The organism is Acetobacter sp., from assembly GCF_022483985.1.
Taxonomy (GTDB): domain Bacteria; phylum Pseudomonadota; class Alphaproteobacteria; order Acetobacterales; family Acetobacteraceae; genus Acetobacter.
The window spans coordinates 2,434,830-2,450,844 of sequence record NZ_JAKVME010000001.1; the positions used below are offsets into that span (position 1 = coordinate 2,434,830).

Genomic DNA, 16,015 nt, shown 5'->3' on the forward strand with positions numbered 1-16,015 from the left:
ATCGCATCACGGCGGATATATCTTCAGGAAAAATCCGCCTGACCGCCGGTGGCGAGGCGTCGGAGCAGTCGGTATCCCAGAAGACCGGAAGCGACGAAAAGCGCCATGGCAATGAGGGTTCGATCCAGACTGCCGAACTGCGCCCCTGATCCCAGCAATACAAAGATGATGCTTTGCGGAAGGCTGCCGACCAGCGTCGCCGTGATGAACGGCAGCAGGGCGACAGCGGACAGGCCCGCGAACAGGTTGAGCAGCAGGGACGACCCGACAGGCAGAAGCCGCAGGGTGACAATCGTCTCGAACGGATGACGCGCGAGCATCCCGGCGACTCGCTCGCCGTAGCGCATGAGAACGCCACCCTTTCCCTGACGCTTTCTCCGCGCCATGGTCTCACTGACCCAACGATGCGCCCCCCACCGCGCCCATGCCCAGCACAGCACGGCGCCCGCGACGGTGCTCGCCGTGGCGAGTGCCGTCCCTTCCGTGAGACCGTACGCCACGCCAGCCGCGAAACACAGGATCTGGCGCGGCAGGCCGAAAAGACACCAGAGCGTCCCGGCGAAGCAGAACCAGAAGCGACCGGCCACGCCCTGACGAAGGTGCGCCGTATCATTGAGAAGGTCATGAAGCGCGGGCACTTCCCGCAATGCGACCGCTCCCCCCAACAGGACAGCCAGCATGATCGCCGGACGCAGGAGGGACAGTGCTGACGGGGCGGCCTGATCCCCGGCATCACCCGTCTGCCCCATTGGCATTTTTCCGTCGTGCGTTTCTGTCGGATCAGGCATCGGGCTCTCGCTCATGGCGCGCGGTAACACCTCCTTGCTCAGGGTTGCAAGAGCGCGTTAAACAACCGGCACAATGTCCAACATGCCCTCCCCTGCCTCAGCCTCTCCCTCAATCCGCGCGCCCCGGAAGGTCGACGGCATGACCCTGCGTGACCGACGCCACGTTTCCAACTGGCTGCTGAGCATCTGCGTCATGCTGCTCGGAATGATCGCCCTTGGCGGCGCGACCCGTCTGACCGGGTCGGGCCTGTCGATCATGGAATGGCGTCCGCTGACCGGCATCATTCCTCCGCTCACACACGCGCAGTGGGAGCATGAATTCGCACTTTATCAGGGCATTCCGCAGTACAGGATACTGCATGACGGGTTCGGGCTCGCCGGGTTCCAGCAGATTTTCTGGCTCGAATGGATTCACCGTTTCTGGGGGCGGCTGATGGGCATCAACCTGCTCGGCGGGCTGGCGTTCTTCGCTTTCAGAAAAGCCCTGACCCGTGGGTTGGTGATCAGGTTGCTGGTCTTCTTCGTGCTGGGCGGGCTTCAGGGCGCAATCGGCTGGTTCATGGTGGCCTCCGGCTTCCGCCCTGACAGCACCGCTGTCGAACCGGTCAGGCTGGTGCTGCATCTTGGCATGGCGCTGCTTCTTTACGTCGCCATTCTGTGGACGGCGCTCTCGGTGCGCGTCCCCGAGCCGGAAGCCCTGCCGGACATGGCCGGCGCCCGCCGGACCCGCAGCTTCCTGCACGCGGCCCTCGGGCTGATCGGCCTGACGATCGTGGCGGGCGGCTTTACGGCGGGCACGCATGCCGGGTTCGTCTTCAATACGTTTCCACTGATGGATGGTCGCCTGATCCCTGAGGGTTACGCGAAGCTCAGCCCGTTCTGGTATAACTGGATCGCCAACATTCCGGCGGTGCAGTTCGATCACCGTCTTCTGGCGACGGTAACGGCGCTGGCAATCGGCCTGACGGTTCTCACCGGGATGAAAACGAAGCTGACGCCACGCGCCCATGCCGCCGTGGCGTTGCTCGGATGGGCCGTGCTGATTCAATACGCTCTGGGGGTGACGACGCTGCTGCTGGTCGTCCCGGTCTGGGCGGGCACCGTTCATCAGACCTTCGCCGCCATTCTTCTGGGTGTGGGCGTGTTCGCGATGCACACACTGCGCGGCGCCAGAAGAGGACGCTCCGCAGGCGTCTGAAGTGGAAACTGTCTCTGACTATTGTGATGCTGGTTTTGTTTGTGCACTGAATTCTGTAATGTCGCTTCAGAAGTTTTAAATGCAAAGGCCGAGAGAATGACTGTGAATACCGAGTTAAAAGAAGAAGAAAAGTCTTCTGTTTTCGACAAGGCGATGTCGTTCATGGAGGATGGAGACTATGAAGAGGCATGCGAGGTCTTTGCCATACTGGTCAAAAATTTCCCTGATGATGCGGGTCTGTGGTGGCAGTATTATTCGGCCCTGAGAAGAGCGCGTCTGGATGTTGAAGCAGACCAGTGCGCCGATGACTTTGTAAGACTGTTCCCGAACGATGTCGGCTTTATCCTGCAGTGGACACGCTGCACCGATGCCCGCGCGGACTGGAATGAATCCCTCAGACGCCGTGAGCTGATGCTCAGGAAGCACAACCCCTTTACCAACATTCATTTCCTGCCTTTGGTCACCGAGTGCTTTCTGCCATTGGTGGAGACCAAGAACTTTCCCTACCTCAACAAAATTGTCACCCAGTACTGGGAACTGTTCTTTGTCGACGGCAAATGCGGAGCAGCCGTTTATTACGCGCTGGAAGCTCTGGGAGACTACAGGCGTCAGATCGAACTCTGTGACCGGCTTCTTTCAACGATTGAAGGCGGCTCTCCCGTCATTGAAGGCGTGGATTACAGAAACCTGCGCGCATTGGCCATGTCAGCCGTGAATTATCACTCTCTGCTGAGCACCCAGAAGCAGAAAGTAAGCGTTCTTTCGCTCGGCCAGAGTTGTCTCCCCTATACAGTCGCCAATCGCTGGGGACTGATCGATTACGCGGGTGACGCTGATATAACGATCTTTGATCTGGGCGCTTTCAGCCGCAACTCGGCGGCTGAAGCCATCAAGACCGATTTTTCAAGCTATCTGCAACCCGAAAACTACTATCAGGGTGTTGACCCATCCGGCGCACCCCAGATGTTCCACAAGCCTTCCGGCGTCCATTTCGGCCATGAACGTGGACGGACAATTATCGGCGATGATCAGGAGGCGTTTCACAGCCTGATAAAACGCAAGGTCGATTCATTTTCCAGACGCTTCAACAAGGGACATGCCCTTCTTGTCTTCGGCATGGTCGGGGAATGTGATCTTCCAAAGTTCATGGAAGACATGAATCCGATTCTTGTTGAAAAATCATCCAGACTTCTTGTTCTCAATCTCACTCGGGATCATGTTCCCCACTCCGAACACTCGAATATAACCTGCATCCATATTCCATTCCCGGTTGATTATAGCTGGAACGGAATCAACGACTACACTTCAGACCGTGGTCTGGCGTTTGATGCACGCGTGACGTCAGCGATACTGCGCGAGATGGAGCTGACCGCCGGTCAGGCATAATGTGAATTCCCTCTCTTTCCTTTTACATGGAAAGAGAGGGAATTTCTGATCAAAACTTGTTTTATAATTTCAAAAACAAGGGCTTTAAGATGAAAATTGCCTGTGCACTGTTCGTGAAAAACGAGATACACGATATCACGGGATGGATTGCCTGGCATTTTGCTATTGGTATCAATCATTTGTACATATTTGATGACCACTCTGATGACGGCACATGGGAAGTCATTCAGGCGGCGTCACAAATATATTCCATAGAAAGCTATAGAACCAACATAAAAAAAGAGCGTAATTTTTATCATCGACAAGGCCAGAGCTTCAATAGCGCCGTTGAAAAGGCCAGAGGTGTCTTTGACTGGCTCGGTTTTCTGGATGGCGATGAATATCTGTATATCAATGATTTTACAAACGCCGCCGATTTCTTTGCCCAGAAGAAATTTGAAAACGCAGATGGAATCGCCATAAGCTGGTGCGTCTATGGCAGCAATGACAAGGTTATCGCAAATAACAAACTCAACATTGACCAGTTCACAAAATACAATGTGAATGCTCCCGATCCCGATGGTTTCGGGTTGGTCAAAAGTTTCGTGCGACCCGAGAAAGTTGATTTTGACTACTCAAATCCACACAGATTAAACGTCAACGAAGAGCGCTACCTTGATGAGAGTGGCGACGTTGTTGAATGGCGAGGCACAACCAAGAAAATAAACTGGGACCATGCGAAAGTAATGCATTTTATATGCAGAAGCATGGAGCACTATGTTTCACGCATAAAAAGACGCGTTAATGCAGACCTGTCAGACTCCATAGGATACTGGAATCACTTCAACGTTAATGACGCCGATGATTTCGCGCCGCTCTCCTTTTCCAAAAATGCAAGAAATATCATGCTCAGAATCAACAGGGCAAGATTTTTCGACGCGCTGAAGCATGCATGTATTTTTCCCTATAAGAACTACAGAATGATTTCCCTTTCGGACCACGTGGTCTACAGGACCGAACCGGCAGATGATGTGGACGTTTTTGAAATCAGAAATAAAAATGGCGATACCCTGAATCTAAACCCGTTTGGCAGGATTTCAAGCGAACCCGGCGAGAAGGTTTATCTTCGCAAGCTCAAAGGGAACAATGACTTCTACAGCTTTTTTCAAAAGTCATGTGAAAGCATAGCCATTTCAAACGATACGGGCAGCCTGTCATCCTTCTGCGTCGTCGTTGAAGACGCTGGTGACGACCATGTTTCAATACGCAATCCTTACGAATACAGTTATCTGACATCTCCTCCCAGCCACTGTGATGACAGCGAAGTCAGCTTCTCGGCAAAAAAGATTCTGGATTGGGAGAAATATACGCTGAACAAAATCGACTATGATGGAAAAGTCCCCTGTTCATCTATCAGTGTAAATAACGAAATCGGTCTCGATGATTTCATTCATACCTTACGCAACAATATAGGAACGATGACGGTTTCTGATTTTTGCGTCTGTCTGGCTTCAGTCGCTGATAGCGACATCCTCACCTTGAAAAGCTGCATGCGTAACCTAATCCCTTACACCTGACGACTTCAGAGCCACAGAAGAGACAGCCGGACAAGAGCAGACCATTCTACGAGCAGTTTTCTCGACCTGTCCGGCTTATTGATCTTTCCACGTATATTTTCCAATCCTTCAAGAGCACGACAGATTCTTCATCGGCATTGTCATTTTGAAAGACTGATGAAATTTATCTGACGGTTTCAATCCGGGTTTTTCTGACCTATCCGCATGCGCCACACAACCAACTGATTTGACTGTCAGCAAACCCGCGAACACCATATTCAGGAATACTCAGGACTCTGAAACATATGCCGTTGAAACGCAGGCTTTTCACGCTCAATGCAGCCGCCGCGCTGGCCGCTCCGCTGTTAAGCAGATGCGCTCCTCCCGCCTATGATTTCCGCGCAGGCAGGACAGACTACCCCGAGGAAGCCTTGCCTGACGGCGATCTGCACATTCCGCTGTGGAACGGCGCTCCTCCCGATGGCGGCGGCCCACAGGGAGAGCCCAGAATCTCGATCCATGGTGCGCTGACCAACATTACGACCCCCACACTGAGTGTCCACCGTCCGGCACGCTCCAACGGAGCGGCCGTTATCGTGGCCGGGGGTGGCGGTTATCGCTATATCCAGATCAGGAAAGAGGGTGTCCTTCCGGCCCAGTGGCTGACCTCCCTCGGCATTACCGCTTTTGTCCTGATTTACAGGCTTCCTGGCGAACACTGGAAAGATGGTCGGCTGGCTCCTTTTCAGGATGCCCAGCGCGCGATCCGCCTTGTAAGAGGTCATGCGAAAACATTCGGCATCGACCCGGAAAGAATTGGCGCTCTCGGATTTTCCGCAGGTGGTCACCTGATGGGGACATGCGCCATCCGACCGGAATGGCAAACCTATCATCCCGTGGACCTGTACGACACAGAGCCCGCCACACTCGCCCTGAGCCTTCTCGCCTATCCTGTCGTCACACTGGAGCCTCCCTATCAGCGCACGGGTACACGCCGGATGCTGATTGGTGACCACCCAACCACGCAGGATGGTATCGACTGGTCAATGCAGACCTATGTAAAGCCCGGTGATCCGCCCTTTTTTCTCGTGCAGGCGGCAGATGACCGGATCGCCAGCGCCGAAAACACCGCCATTCTGGAAAGAGCCTGTCATGACAACAATGTTGACGTTGTCAGGCATCTCTTCGGGCATGGAGGGCATGGCTTTGGCATGGGGCGTCCCGGCACGGAAACCGCCGCTTGGCCAGATATGGCGCAACAATGGATGCGTCAGAGGCATTTCATCTCCTGACATCAGAAGACAAAATGCCTGTCAGACGTGAATGTCCCGTCAGTCCGGCAACTCGACAGTCTCAAGCATTTCATACACACGGTTGCCCGCATTCCAGCGCCAGACAGAAAATGTCGGAACCGTTTCCTGAAAAGCGAGATCGCTTACCTTGTCGTGAGTCGAAGTCAGAACGGCAACACTCGTCGCGTTATCCTGCCAGATCACCCGATCATTTCCATCAAGGACAGTCAGGCTGCTCTCACCCGCGCCATAACAGACGCTGTCCTGCACAAAGACAGCCCGCACATCCGGCAGGGCCTTTCCAAGATCAAGCGCGATACTGCGAGGTGTTACAGGATGATTGCAGTCATCGACATATTTTCCATCCTGCACCTCCAGATTGGCCACGCTCCGCAGTTTTTCAGAACTGGAGACAGGAACAGGTTTCGCATCCTTGAAAGTCAGAACTTTCGCGTTCCTGACCAGCCTGACGTAATCCTCGGCATGTGCCGGAACAGCGATGCTCATCACAAGAGCCCCAGCCAGAAGGCCAAGCCATTTCATCGAATGCCCTTTCAATCCTCATATATGCGTCACAGCAGAAACGCGCCTTCCCCCGTAGCATGACACAAAGTGCATGACACCGACAGGTGGGAAAACGGTTTCGGCATCCCCTGCCCCACAGGCATTTTAACACAGAAAGATAATCAAAAAAGCCGGTTGTCGGCGGCCTTTTACAGCAAAGCCCCCTCAGAGGGCACGAAGGACGGTACCGTAAGACGCTTTGCCCAGATCGTCGGCATAACTGCCTTCCACCCAGACCCGTCGTCCTGACACCATGACCTCCCGTACCACGCCCGCCGGTCTGTTGACCATGGCCCGACACCCGAGTTCGGGCCTCACCAGCAGCTCACAGGTCTGCTCAGGATTCCACATCCGCAGCGCTTCCGGATCAAGAACACACAGATCCGCTCTGGCTCCGACACGGATGACCCCGACATCCAGTCCGAAAAACCGGGCCGGAACGGACGTCAGACGCATGACGCTCTCGGCCACACGGGTCAGTCCTTCTTCCTGCGCGATCTTCAGGGTGCGCAGATTGCCATCGTAAAAAGCGATATTGGCAAGATGGGCTCCACTGTCATTGAAACCCGGCAAGGTCATGGGATGGAACAGAAGATGTCTCAGGATATCCGGATCATTGTTTGCAATGGCCGTCTCCCAGCGCAGCGCCGTATCCCATTCACGCAGCAGGAACAACAGAAACCGGGCATCATCTTTTACGGAAGCGGGCACTTTCCGAAACAGCGTCTCCTCGGCAGCGCTCTGCGCGCCGTAACACCGTCCATAGACCCGCCACAGTTTCAATCGACGATATGGTTCCTGCAGCGTCTTTCCGGACCAGTGAGGCAGGGGACATTCCACGACATTCATGTCAGCCAGAGAACGGCTCAGAACAATATGATCGAGACGCAGCCAGTGCAGCAGCCGGGCAGGAGAAAAACCTTTCCGGCCTTTCATCCACATCCGGCAAAAATCCCTCTCCCACTGTGGGTCATTCAGAATCCGCAACCGTCCTTCCCGGTCATCCAGTTCCAGCTCATTCAGCGCCCTGAGTTCAGGCAACTCATCCGCGACCGGGTTGATGGCGCCATCGCTCCAGATCCGGAACGGCCCGGACAGGGCCTGAAAATGAAAATGCCCGCCAAGCAGCTTTGAATTGAGAATATGGGCCAGCAGAAGACAGAGTCTGTAGGCGGACTGATTGGTGCGCAGATCAAGCGCCGCCAGAACGGAAGTTTTCAGCGCCCGTCTGTAAAGACGACGGCTGGTCAGCAGAAACCCTCTGACTGCGGCCACAATGTCGTCTTTCGGCGGTGTCGCCTGCCAGACTCTCCCAAAGCGTCGCACAACAGACAGAAGCTGTTTCAGTTCCGAGAATGCCGCGTACTGGGTCGGAATTTTGCTTTTTTTATGTGGAGCGTTGGCGAGAAAATGAAAGGGCAACGCATCCGTGGAGAGGCCGACATATCCCTCCTGCATGGCCGTTTCCACCAGCCGTTCCATTTTCCGCAGTTCCGCACTCGTGGGTTTACGGGAAACTGATTCCTTCAGTCCCATCACCTCGATCCGCAGCATGGAATGTGGCAGGAAAGGCGCTACATTGACGCCGAGCGGCAAGGCCCTGAGGTGATCAAGATACGCGCTGGAACTGTCCCACGTACACTGTTCCGCCACCTTTTCCAGCACGACACGGGGGATATTTTCCACCCGCGCAAAGCAGTCCACAATCGGGTCCTCGCCGTTGCGCCTCTGGTTGCCGTAGCTCACACCGATCGAGCAGTTGCCGATCAGGACCGTGGTCGTGCCGTGCCGGACGACCTCGGGCAATCCCGGTGTCAGTTCCACTTCCAGATCGAGATGGGTATGGATGTCCAGCATGCCCGGCAACAACCAGAGGCCGCGGCAGTCAATGTCCACTGCGTCCCCCGAGACGGGGAGGGCTTTTCCGATAGCGACGACGAGGCCATCCCGTATCAGGATATCGGATTCGACAGGCGCTGTTCCAAGACCATCGAACAGGTGGGCATTTCTATAGACAGTCTCGGGCAATCCGGCCTCCAGGCAATCGCCGTCCGTGACTGAAACCGGCTGACTTTCCCACGCCGTATCTGCACGCAGCGATACTATTTCACTGAAACAGAACGCTAAATAAGGACAATGGTTTCGTTTTCTGTAATGCGTCCACCCGCTGCGGGCTCACATCTTCATCTTCCTGTTCATGTCTCGCGCCATTCGCCAAGCTGCGCTAAACCCGGCAGGCCGATCCCACAACAGCCGGACAAACCCGTGAGTCTCACAGAAACAGCCCATGCGAAGATCAATCTCTACCTGCATGTCACGGGCAAACGACCGGATGGCTACCATCTGCTTGACAGTCTCGTGGTGTTTGCAGGGGCAGCGGATCGCCTGACCTATGAAGCGTCCGGTGCACCGCTGTCACTGGAACTGACGGGGCCGTTCGGGCAGAAGCTCGCAGCGGAAGCCACTGACGACAATCTTGTCACAAGAGCAGCCCGCCTGCTGACCGAGGGAACGGACACGCCGCTCACAGGCCGCCTCGTCCTTGGGAAAAACCTTCCGGTTGCCTCCGGCATAGGTGGCGGCTCGGCGGACGCGGCCGCCACGCTCCGTCTTGTGGACCGCGTTATGGCTCTCGGCACATCGGAATCGCGGTTTCTGGCGATCTCGGAAAAACTGGGAGCGGATGTGCCTGTCTGCCTGCTCCAGAAACCAGCCCTGATGCGCGGCATCGGCGAGCAGCTCAACCCGGCCCCCGTCCTACCGCCCTGCGGCATACTGCTTGTGAACTGTGGCGAGGCCGTTTCCACTCCCGCCATTTTCAAGGCGCGCAACGCCGCCTTTTCCGGGGACGCCATCCTGCCACCCGCATGGCCGTCCGCCGCCGCCATGACGGATGACCTGCGACGCCTCAGCAACGATCTGGAGCCGCCTGCCCGCGCACTCTGTCCATCCATCAGCACTGTTCTGGACGCTATCGGCGCACTGCCTGACTGCCTGCTCAGCCGGATGAGCGGCTCCGGCGCAACCTGCTTCGGCCTGTTCGAAACGGCCGAAAGCGCGGAAGCCGCCGCACGCCAGCTCAGACTGGAACAGCAGAATGACTGGTGGATATGGGCAGGACCTGTTCTGCCCGCTCCCACTCAGCCCTCGGCCTGAAAGAGCATTTCTCTCCGGGAGAAATGGTTTATAGTGAGGAGGAGACCACCTGAAATATCGGTTTCAGGTTCCCTCGATTAGCAGGAAAGCCTGACGGAATAATGAGCAAGAAACCGACTCCCGCGGAAACATCAGCTCCTGCGGAACGCGTCAGGGACCCTCATATTCACATCGCGGCGTCCGAGGACTTCAAACAGGCGACCCTGACCATCACATCAGGGCGCAAAAAGATTGTTCTGGACCTGAACGCCGCTCAGGTCGCCGACCTGATCACAGGGCTTGGCGCGGTGCATCAGGCCATGGTCGGCGCGAATATTCCGCCCATCGAAGGAGTGTCGTTCACGCCGGTACGTCGCACAAACTGGGCGCTTCAGCTTGACCCGGAGTCACAGGGCTCCATTCTCGCCTTTCAGCATCCTGCTTACGGACCGATCGGTCTTGCCATGACGCCAGCCGACGCCGCCAAGGTTGCGCACGGCCTGTCCTTGCATCAGCAGCTCAACGCCGCGACACTGAAAGCCTCCGGGCCAGCCAACTGACCGGCTACACCCTGTTCTTGTCCTGAAACGCAAACCAGAACCAAAGGGACCGCACCCGCTGGATTGCAGCCTCTAAGTATTTTTATTAAATCCTTATATATTATTAATTTTTTTAAAAAACCTTCATCAAAAACTTCTGATTACAGACTCTCGCTCTTCATACCTTTTTCAGCAAAAGCGGCTGACAGAGCCTGCGCCATTTCCGCTTCCACCGACTTTTCCGAGAACGCTTCCCTCAGCAGTTTCCGCCCCAAGGCAGACTGCTCTTTCAGTCCGCTTTCATCAGCCCATAACGCCACAAGCCCGGCGACAAAGGCCTCCGTCTCCGCTGGCGCCACACAGGAACGCTGACCGTCCAGAAGCGGCAGCCCCTCCGCCGCCATAGGCGTCATCAGAACCGGGACGCCATGCGCCCAGCTTTCCAGTATCTTGCCCTTGATCCCCGCGCCAAAACGCAGCGGCGCCACCATCAGCCGCGCCTCTGCAAAAACACTGGCAATCTCCGGCTTGTATCCTGCAAAGACCAGACCGTCACAGGCGAAGGAGAGTGTCTCCGCCGTCATGCCTGAACCGAACACCGTGATTTCCAGCGCGGGACTCAGACGGCGCAGGGCGGGCACAATCTCCGTCGCCAGCCAGCGCACGGCATCCCGGTTGGGAGCATGGCCGAAATGACCGAGAAAAATGATCCTGTCCCGTTTCGCCGGTCGATACACGGTCCTTCCTACAGGAACCGCCCAACGCACGGTGACGGCCGCAGAAGACGGCACACTCTCCCTGATCCGCGCCGTTTCCTCATCCGAATGCGTGATCACCACGTTGGAGCGCCAGATAACCATCCGCTCCCGCGCCTCGCTCTGGGCGGCAAGAATGGTCAGTTCGGGCCGCTGCTCGACCTGCGCCTGCCGCCGCAGACGGAGACTGTCGATGTCCGCCACAGACCAAAGAATCCGCGCCATCGGACAGAGACGCCGCGTCAGTTCCAGGTAGGCCGACGCATTGCCCAGACGATGCAGGTAAATCAGATCAAACGCCTCTCCAGCCCGTCTGAGAATGGCTTCGACCGACTCCCACAAAGGCGGCCTGAGAACCGTAATCTCCTGTTTTTCCAGTGACGCGAGAACATCTTCACGACAGCCGGAAATAAGGCTTGGGGTGAAGAATACTTTCAGGCCCGCCGCCTGTAGCGCTTTCATATGCGACAGCAGCGCCACCGACGCCGCATCACGCCGCGTATCGGGTATCTGGTCATCAATCACCAGCACCTGACGCTGGACCGTGACGGCACGATTGCCTTCCTGCCGACGCAGACGGCGGATTTCACGGCGGGACGCCAGCCCCAGCGTGCCTTCCGCATCCTTTTTCCCAAGAGTCTCCAGACAGGACGACAGAAAATCAGCAGCGGTCCGAATCTTCTCCACATCGCACAGACCGCCAATCTCGCGGCTGGCGAGACGCATCATGGCCTGATCGAAAAAACCCTCCGCCGCTGGAAGAATTTTCATCCCGTCCGGAAAAGACACGCCAGTATCGAGGCGGATTTCAACAGTATGCGCCGTGAGCGGGTCCGGTGGCGACGTAAACAGAAACTCGAAACCGTATCGCCCGCTTCCCAGCCCCAGATCGCGAAGGTCACGGCGGAAACTGTTGGCTCGCAGAAAGGCGACTTCCTGACCGTCAAGCAGAACAGCCACTCCGACCGCACGCTCGGGACGATCTTCGTCGCGTATCCACCCGGCGATGCGCTCGTGATCAAGGATGTCGATCGCGCCCCGTACACCCAGCACGGTCTGCTCGTCTGTCGGCATGGGCACGAAAACAGGGGAGCCGTTGATCTGCTCCCCGTCGGGCAGCCTCACCTCGATCCGTGAAAAATCGTTTTCCGGGAGCGGCGGCATCCAGACATGACGAAAGGCGCAGTAACCGTCGCTGTGGCCGGGCTCCACAAGGTCTTCACGCCAGCTTTCGGCTGTCAGCAACGCGACCTGCACACCGTCACGGAAAACGGTGAGCGGGACAGGCGTGAACGGGTCCACCTCATCCCTCGCCCATCCCTCGATGACATACCGGTCCGCGCGATCGAGGAAGGCGCGATAGAGCGGACCGGTCATGCGGGACTGACTCAGGCCGCTGCTTTCACGGCTGACACGGCCCGCAGCGAGAATGTGCCACTGACGGAGGTGACGCCTCGCGGCAGCCCAAACGTGAAGCCGTAGGCCGCAGCGCCGTTGCTCACCACGCCGCTCGGACCATCGGCCAGCGTCATGCCAATCACGCGTCCGTCCAGCAGCACTTCCAGCGCCACGGGCTCGGATGGCGTCAGCAGATCGACAGCCCAGCCGGTCAACTGACGCTCCCTGTCGGACGCCAGCAGACCCAACCGCACGGTGCTGCCGGTATGGGCCGACAGGCGGTCGCGGATATGCTCCAGAACCGTGCCGTCTTCCAGACGCGGGGCGCAATAGACCGCCTCGACCGTCTCGGCGTCCGGATACAGTTCCGCAAACGTGCCAGCGTTGTGGAACATGCCGCGTGAGCCGTCATCGACGAAGCTTTCGGACGGAGCACCCTCGGCCAGCAGCAGATCATGGCTTTCAAGCTCGATGTGAATATAGTCCACCCGCTCGCCGATGCTGTCGAAATGGATGGAGCCGCCGTTGACCAGACAGTGCGCCGGGATCAGATAGCCCTCCACGCACATGGCGTGCAGCGGCGAAACCGTCAGCGCCCGCTTCGGCAGGCTGGACCCCAGAGACCCCTTCTCGAAGGTCACGGGAATCAGGTCCGGGTTGCCGCGGGCGAACACGCCGTCATAGGCGCGGCGGCCGATCCAGCGGATGGGACGCAGCACGCCGGACGCCGTGCGGACCAGATCGCCGATTGCCAGCGCCTCGACCGGGGTTTCACCCGCCGCCGTGGCGATCAGCGTGCCGGGGCAATAGCACGGCGCGGGGGTGCCGTAGTCGATCAACGTGCTGCCGTCAGTGTCGATTGTGACGAGCAGTTTGGTCGGATCATAGACACCGTCGAACAGGATGGTCTCGCTGACGCCGTCGCGGGTGATGGTCAGTCTGTTGTCGCCGCTGAACGTGTAGTCCGGCGTGCCGGTGCCTGTCAGGTCGGTGATGTCGATCGTGCCGCCGTTGAACACGAGACGGTCCGTGAACAGCGTGTCTTTCGACACGTCCAGCCTGCCGCCATTCTCAAGCGTGATGTCCGTCAGCGTCGCGCCGCTGCCTGCGCTCAGAACGCCGCCGGAGCCAATATCAGCGTCACTCACCGTTCCGCCAGTGGAAACGTTGATCCCAGCACCGTCGTTGACTTTCACACCGACAACAGCGGCTCCGTTATAAACCTCCACCAGTGCACCACGATTGATTGTCGTATTGTAGGCAACGGCTCCCGCACCAGAGAGCTGCTGGAAAGACAGACCATTCAGCGTCGTGTCACGCGCTACGCCACCTGGCTCAACGAGCTGCAAGCCACCGCTGACCATTGTGTCAATAGCAACGCCGCCACTGGCAATATCCTGCTCCGCCCTGTAGCCCACCAGGGTATTTCGGGCGAGACCACCAGAGTCAATTACCTGCTCGGCAGGCGCCACCACCTGCCCGATGGGTAATCCATCGCTGCTCTCAATTGGAAGATATTGCGTTGTAAAGCTTGCTCCGTAGGCCTCGCCTCCGGCGTAAACATCCTGCTCAACAGAGCACGTAAAGTAATTGCCGTCACCAGACGCACTGATGTAACCGGAAAATATGCCGTTTGTGCTCAGGCCGTAAACATTCTCCTGCGAACTCTGAAAACGTGTGGGAGAAGCCCCGCCCCACCCCGTCACGTCCACAGCCGATGTAAAATAGGAGGCTCCGCCAGCTTCCACGGTCACCACATCACCCGGCCTGAGCATAGCCGACGTCAATACTCCACCGCTGCTGACCACCGTCTCGCGGGCAGTTCCTGTGCCGCCACCCGGATAGACGACCGACCCGCTCGTTACATCACCGGAACTTGTAGTTGCGCCAGAAACAGAACCGCCATTTGTTACGCTCGCCATCAGGACTTTCCTCAAACCTGTCTGATGCGCCCACAGCCGAACCGTTAACAACATGAAAAGGACGCCAATATTTAGTTACATATTAACACAAAAGCGTCCCATCAAAAATAAATAAGGAATATACCTGTTTCAGGTCGCGATTACTGCCTGTGCGGCAGTTTCCGCACAACGCCCGCCACACCAGCCGCAAGCGAGCGGTAGGCCTTCGCGGCCTCGCTTTTCGGTGCTCTCACCACAATCGGTGCGCCCTCGTCGGCGCTGAGGCGGATATCGGCCAGCAGCGGAATCTCGCCGAGGAACGGCACATCGAGCCGTCGCGCCTCTTCCCGTGCGCCGCCGTGACCGAACAGTTCCGTGCGATGATTGCAGTTCGGGCAGCAGAAATAGGACATGTTCTCCACAAGTCCCAGAACAGGCACTTTGGTCTTCTCGAACATCGCCACGCCACGCCGCGCATCCAGCAGGGCAATGTCTTGCGGCGTCGAAACAATGATCGCGCCGCTCAGGACAGCTTTCTGCGCCAGAGTGAGCTGCGCGTCTCCCGTTCCGGGCGGCATGTCGATCACCAGAACATCCAGTTCGCCCCACGCGACATCGCCGAGAAGCTGGCCGATCGCGCCCATCACCATCGGGCCACGCCAGACCATCGCCTGCGTCTCATCCACCAGCATCCCGATGGACATGGCTTTCAGACCCCATGCCTCAGCCGGGATCAGCTTGCCGTCACGGACTTCGGGCTTGCCGCTGACACCGAGCATACGCGGGAGCGAGGGGCCGTGGACATCGGCGTCCATCAGTCCGACCGACAGTCCTTCCAGCGCCAGTCCCGCCGCCAGATTGACGGCGGTGGTCGATTTGCCGACGCCGCCCTTGCCGGACGAGACGGCGATCACGGTGCGGACCTGCGGCAGCAGCGGTTCGGACGCGTCCTTGTTCCCGACGCCGCCGAGAGGCCGGTGACCGCCTCCGGCTTTTGGCTCCGGAGAAGATGCTGTCGGACGATGCGCCGTCAGCAGCACGCTCGCGCGCCATTCCGGGAAAGCCCGGTCAAGCGCCTGCTCTGCGGCGGCGGCGCTTTTTTCCAGATGCGCCGCCAGAGCCGGTTCCACGGCCAGCGTCAGGCGGATGCGCCCCGCGACGGTCTGACACGCCTCGATCCGCCCGATTTCCAGCAGCGACCGCCCGCTGGTCGGCTCACGGACACCCCGGATGACTGTCTCGATTTCCTCACGCGAGGGCACCTTCTGCGCGGCCATGACATCGCCTCTTTTATCTGCTGTTTGGTGCTTATGACGTTTATGAGCCGAAACGGCCAGATGGAAGCCCCGCCACCCTTTCAGCAGCCAGTCCTTCACCGGAACGCCTCGTAAAGCATTTCCGGCCATGCTGCGGCATGCGATTGATCTCCAGACCAGAGCGTCATGACCGTTGCTCCATGAAAGAATGTTGCATGGATACCAGCGTTTTCCAAAAACGCCTCAGACGCCTCCGTCGTGGCTCTCA

General features: G+C 57.7%; 12 protein-coding genes. 6 read left to right on the forward strand and 6 right to left on the reverse strand.

Annotation, left to right across the window (positions count from 1 at the left end; all coding sequences use genetic code 11):
* Positions 1–23: 23 nt before the first annotated feature.
* On the reverse strand, positions 24–803 hold the full coding sequence (locus tag LKE90_RS10780; RefSeq protein ID WP_291492312.1) for a TVP38/TMEM64 family protein: 780 nt from the start codon (positions 801–803) through the stop codon (positions 24–26).
* A gap of 124 nt (positions 804–927) precedes the next feature.
* Here LKE90_RS10780 and LKE90_RS10785 point away from each other — a divergent pair, with 124 nt between their 5' ends.
* From LKE90_RS10785 to LKE90_RS10800, 4 genes are all read left to right on the forward strand, one after another.
* Positions 928–1,986: a COX15/CtaA family protein gene (locus LKE90_RS10785; protein ID WP_291492314.1), complete on the forward strand. Its 1,059-nt coding sequence runs from the start codon at positions 928–930 to the stop codon at positions 1,984–1,986.
* A 96-nt stretch (positions 1,987–2,082) separates the two neighbouring features.
* Entirely contained in the window at positions 2,083–3,372 is a 1,290-nt protein-coding gene (locus tag LKE90_RS10790; protein WP_291492316.1) for a hypothetical protein, read from the forward strand.
* Between the two features lie 89 nt (positions 3,373–3,461).
* Positions 3,462–4,928, forward strand: a complete 1,467-nt coding sequence (locus LKE90_RS10795; protein ID WP_291492318.1) for a glycosyltransferase family 2 protein — start codon at positions 3,462–3,464, stop codon at positions 4,926–4,928.
* 284 nt (positions 4,929–5,212) lie between these two features.
* The gene (locus LKE90_RS10800; protein ID WP_291492319.1) at positions 5,213–6,199 is read left to right on the forward strand and encodes an alpha/beta hydrolase; all 987 of its coding nucleotides are present in this window, start codon (positions 5,213–5,215) and stop codon (positions 6,197–6,199) included.
* A gap of 39 nt (positions 6,200–6,238) precedes the next feature.
* On the opposite strand, the gene LKE90_RS10805 is transcribed toward LKE90_RS10800, so the two are convergent.
* Together LKE90_RS10805 and LKE90_RS10810 are read right to left on the reverse strand one after the other, a co-directional pair.
* Positions 6,239–6,742: a hypothetical protein gene (locus LKE90_RS10805; RefSeq protein WP_291492320.1), complete on the reverse strand. Its 504-nt coding sequence runs from the start codon at positions 6,740–6,742 to the stop codon at positions 6,239–6,241.
* 186 nt (positions 6,743–6,928) lie between these two features.
* Positions 6,929–8,791 carry an N-acyl-D-amino-acid deacylase family protein gene (locus tag LKE90_RS10810; protein WP_291492321.1) on the reverse strand — a complete coding sequence of 621 codons (1,863 nt, stop codon included), beginning with the start codon at positions 8,789–8,791 and terminating at the stop codon, positions 6,929–6,931.
* A gap of 237 nt (positions 8,792–9,028) precedes the next feature.
* Here LKE90_RS10810 and LKE90_RS10815 point away from each other — a divergent pair, with 237 nt between their 5' ends.
* Positions 9,029–9,919 (forward strand): 4-(cytidine 5'-diphospho)-2-C-methyl-D-erythritol kinase, encoded by an 891-nt coding sequence (locus LKE90_RS10815; RefSeq protein WP_291492322.1) that lies wholly within the window; start codon positions 9,029–9,031, stop codon positions 9,917–9,919.
* Positions 9,920–10,020: 101 nt separating this feature from the next.
* Positions 10,021–10,458 carry a hypothetical protein gene (locus LKE90_RS16610; protein WP_291492323.1) on the forward strand — a complete coding sequence of 146 codons (438 nt, stop codon included), beginning with the start codon at positions 10,021–10,023 and terminating at the stop codon, positions 10,456–10,458.
* A 140-nt stretch (positions 10,459–10,598) separates the two neighbouring features.
* On the opposite strand, the gene LKE90_RS10825 is transcribed toward LKE90_RS16610, so the two are convergent.
* From LKE90_RS10825 to LKE90_RS10835, 3 genes are all read right to left on the reverse strand, one after another.
* Positions 10,599–12,569 (reverse strand): glycosyltransferase, encoded by a 1,971-nt coding sequence (locus tag LKE90_RS10825; protein WP_291492325.1) that lies wholly within the window; start codon positions 12,567–12,569, stop codon positions 10,599–10,601.
* Between the two features lie 11 nt (positions 12,570–12,580).
* Positions 12,581–14,512 (reverse strand): Hint domain-containing protein, encoded by a 1,932-nt coding sequence (locus LKE90_RS10830; protein ID WP_291492327.1) that lies wholly within the window; start codon positions 14,510–14,512, stop codon positions 12,581–12,583.
* A gap of 140 nt (positions 14,513–14,652) precedes the next feature.
* Positions 14,653–15,768, reverse strand: coding sequence for an Mrp/NBP35 family ATP-binding protein (locus LKE90_RS10835; protein ID WP_291492329.1), 1,116 nt, complete (start codon positions 15,766–15,768; stop codon positions 14,653–14,655).
* Positions 15,769–16,015: the final 247 nt, after the last annotated feature.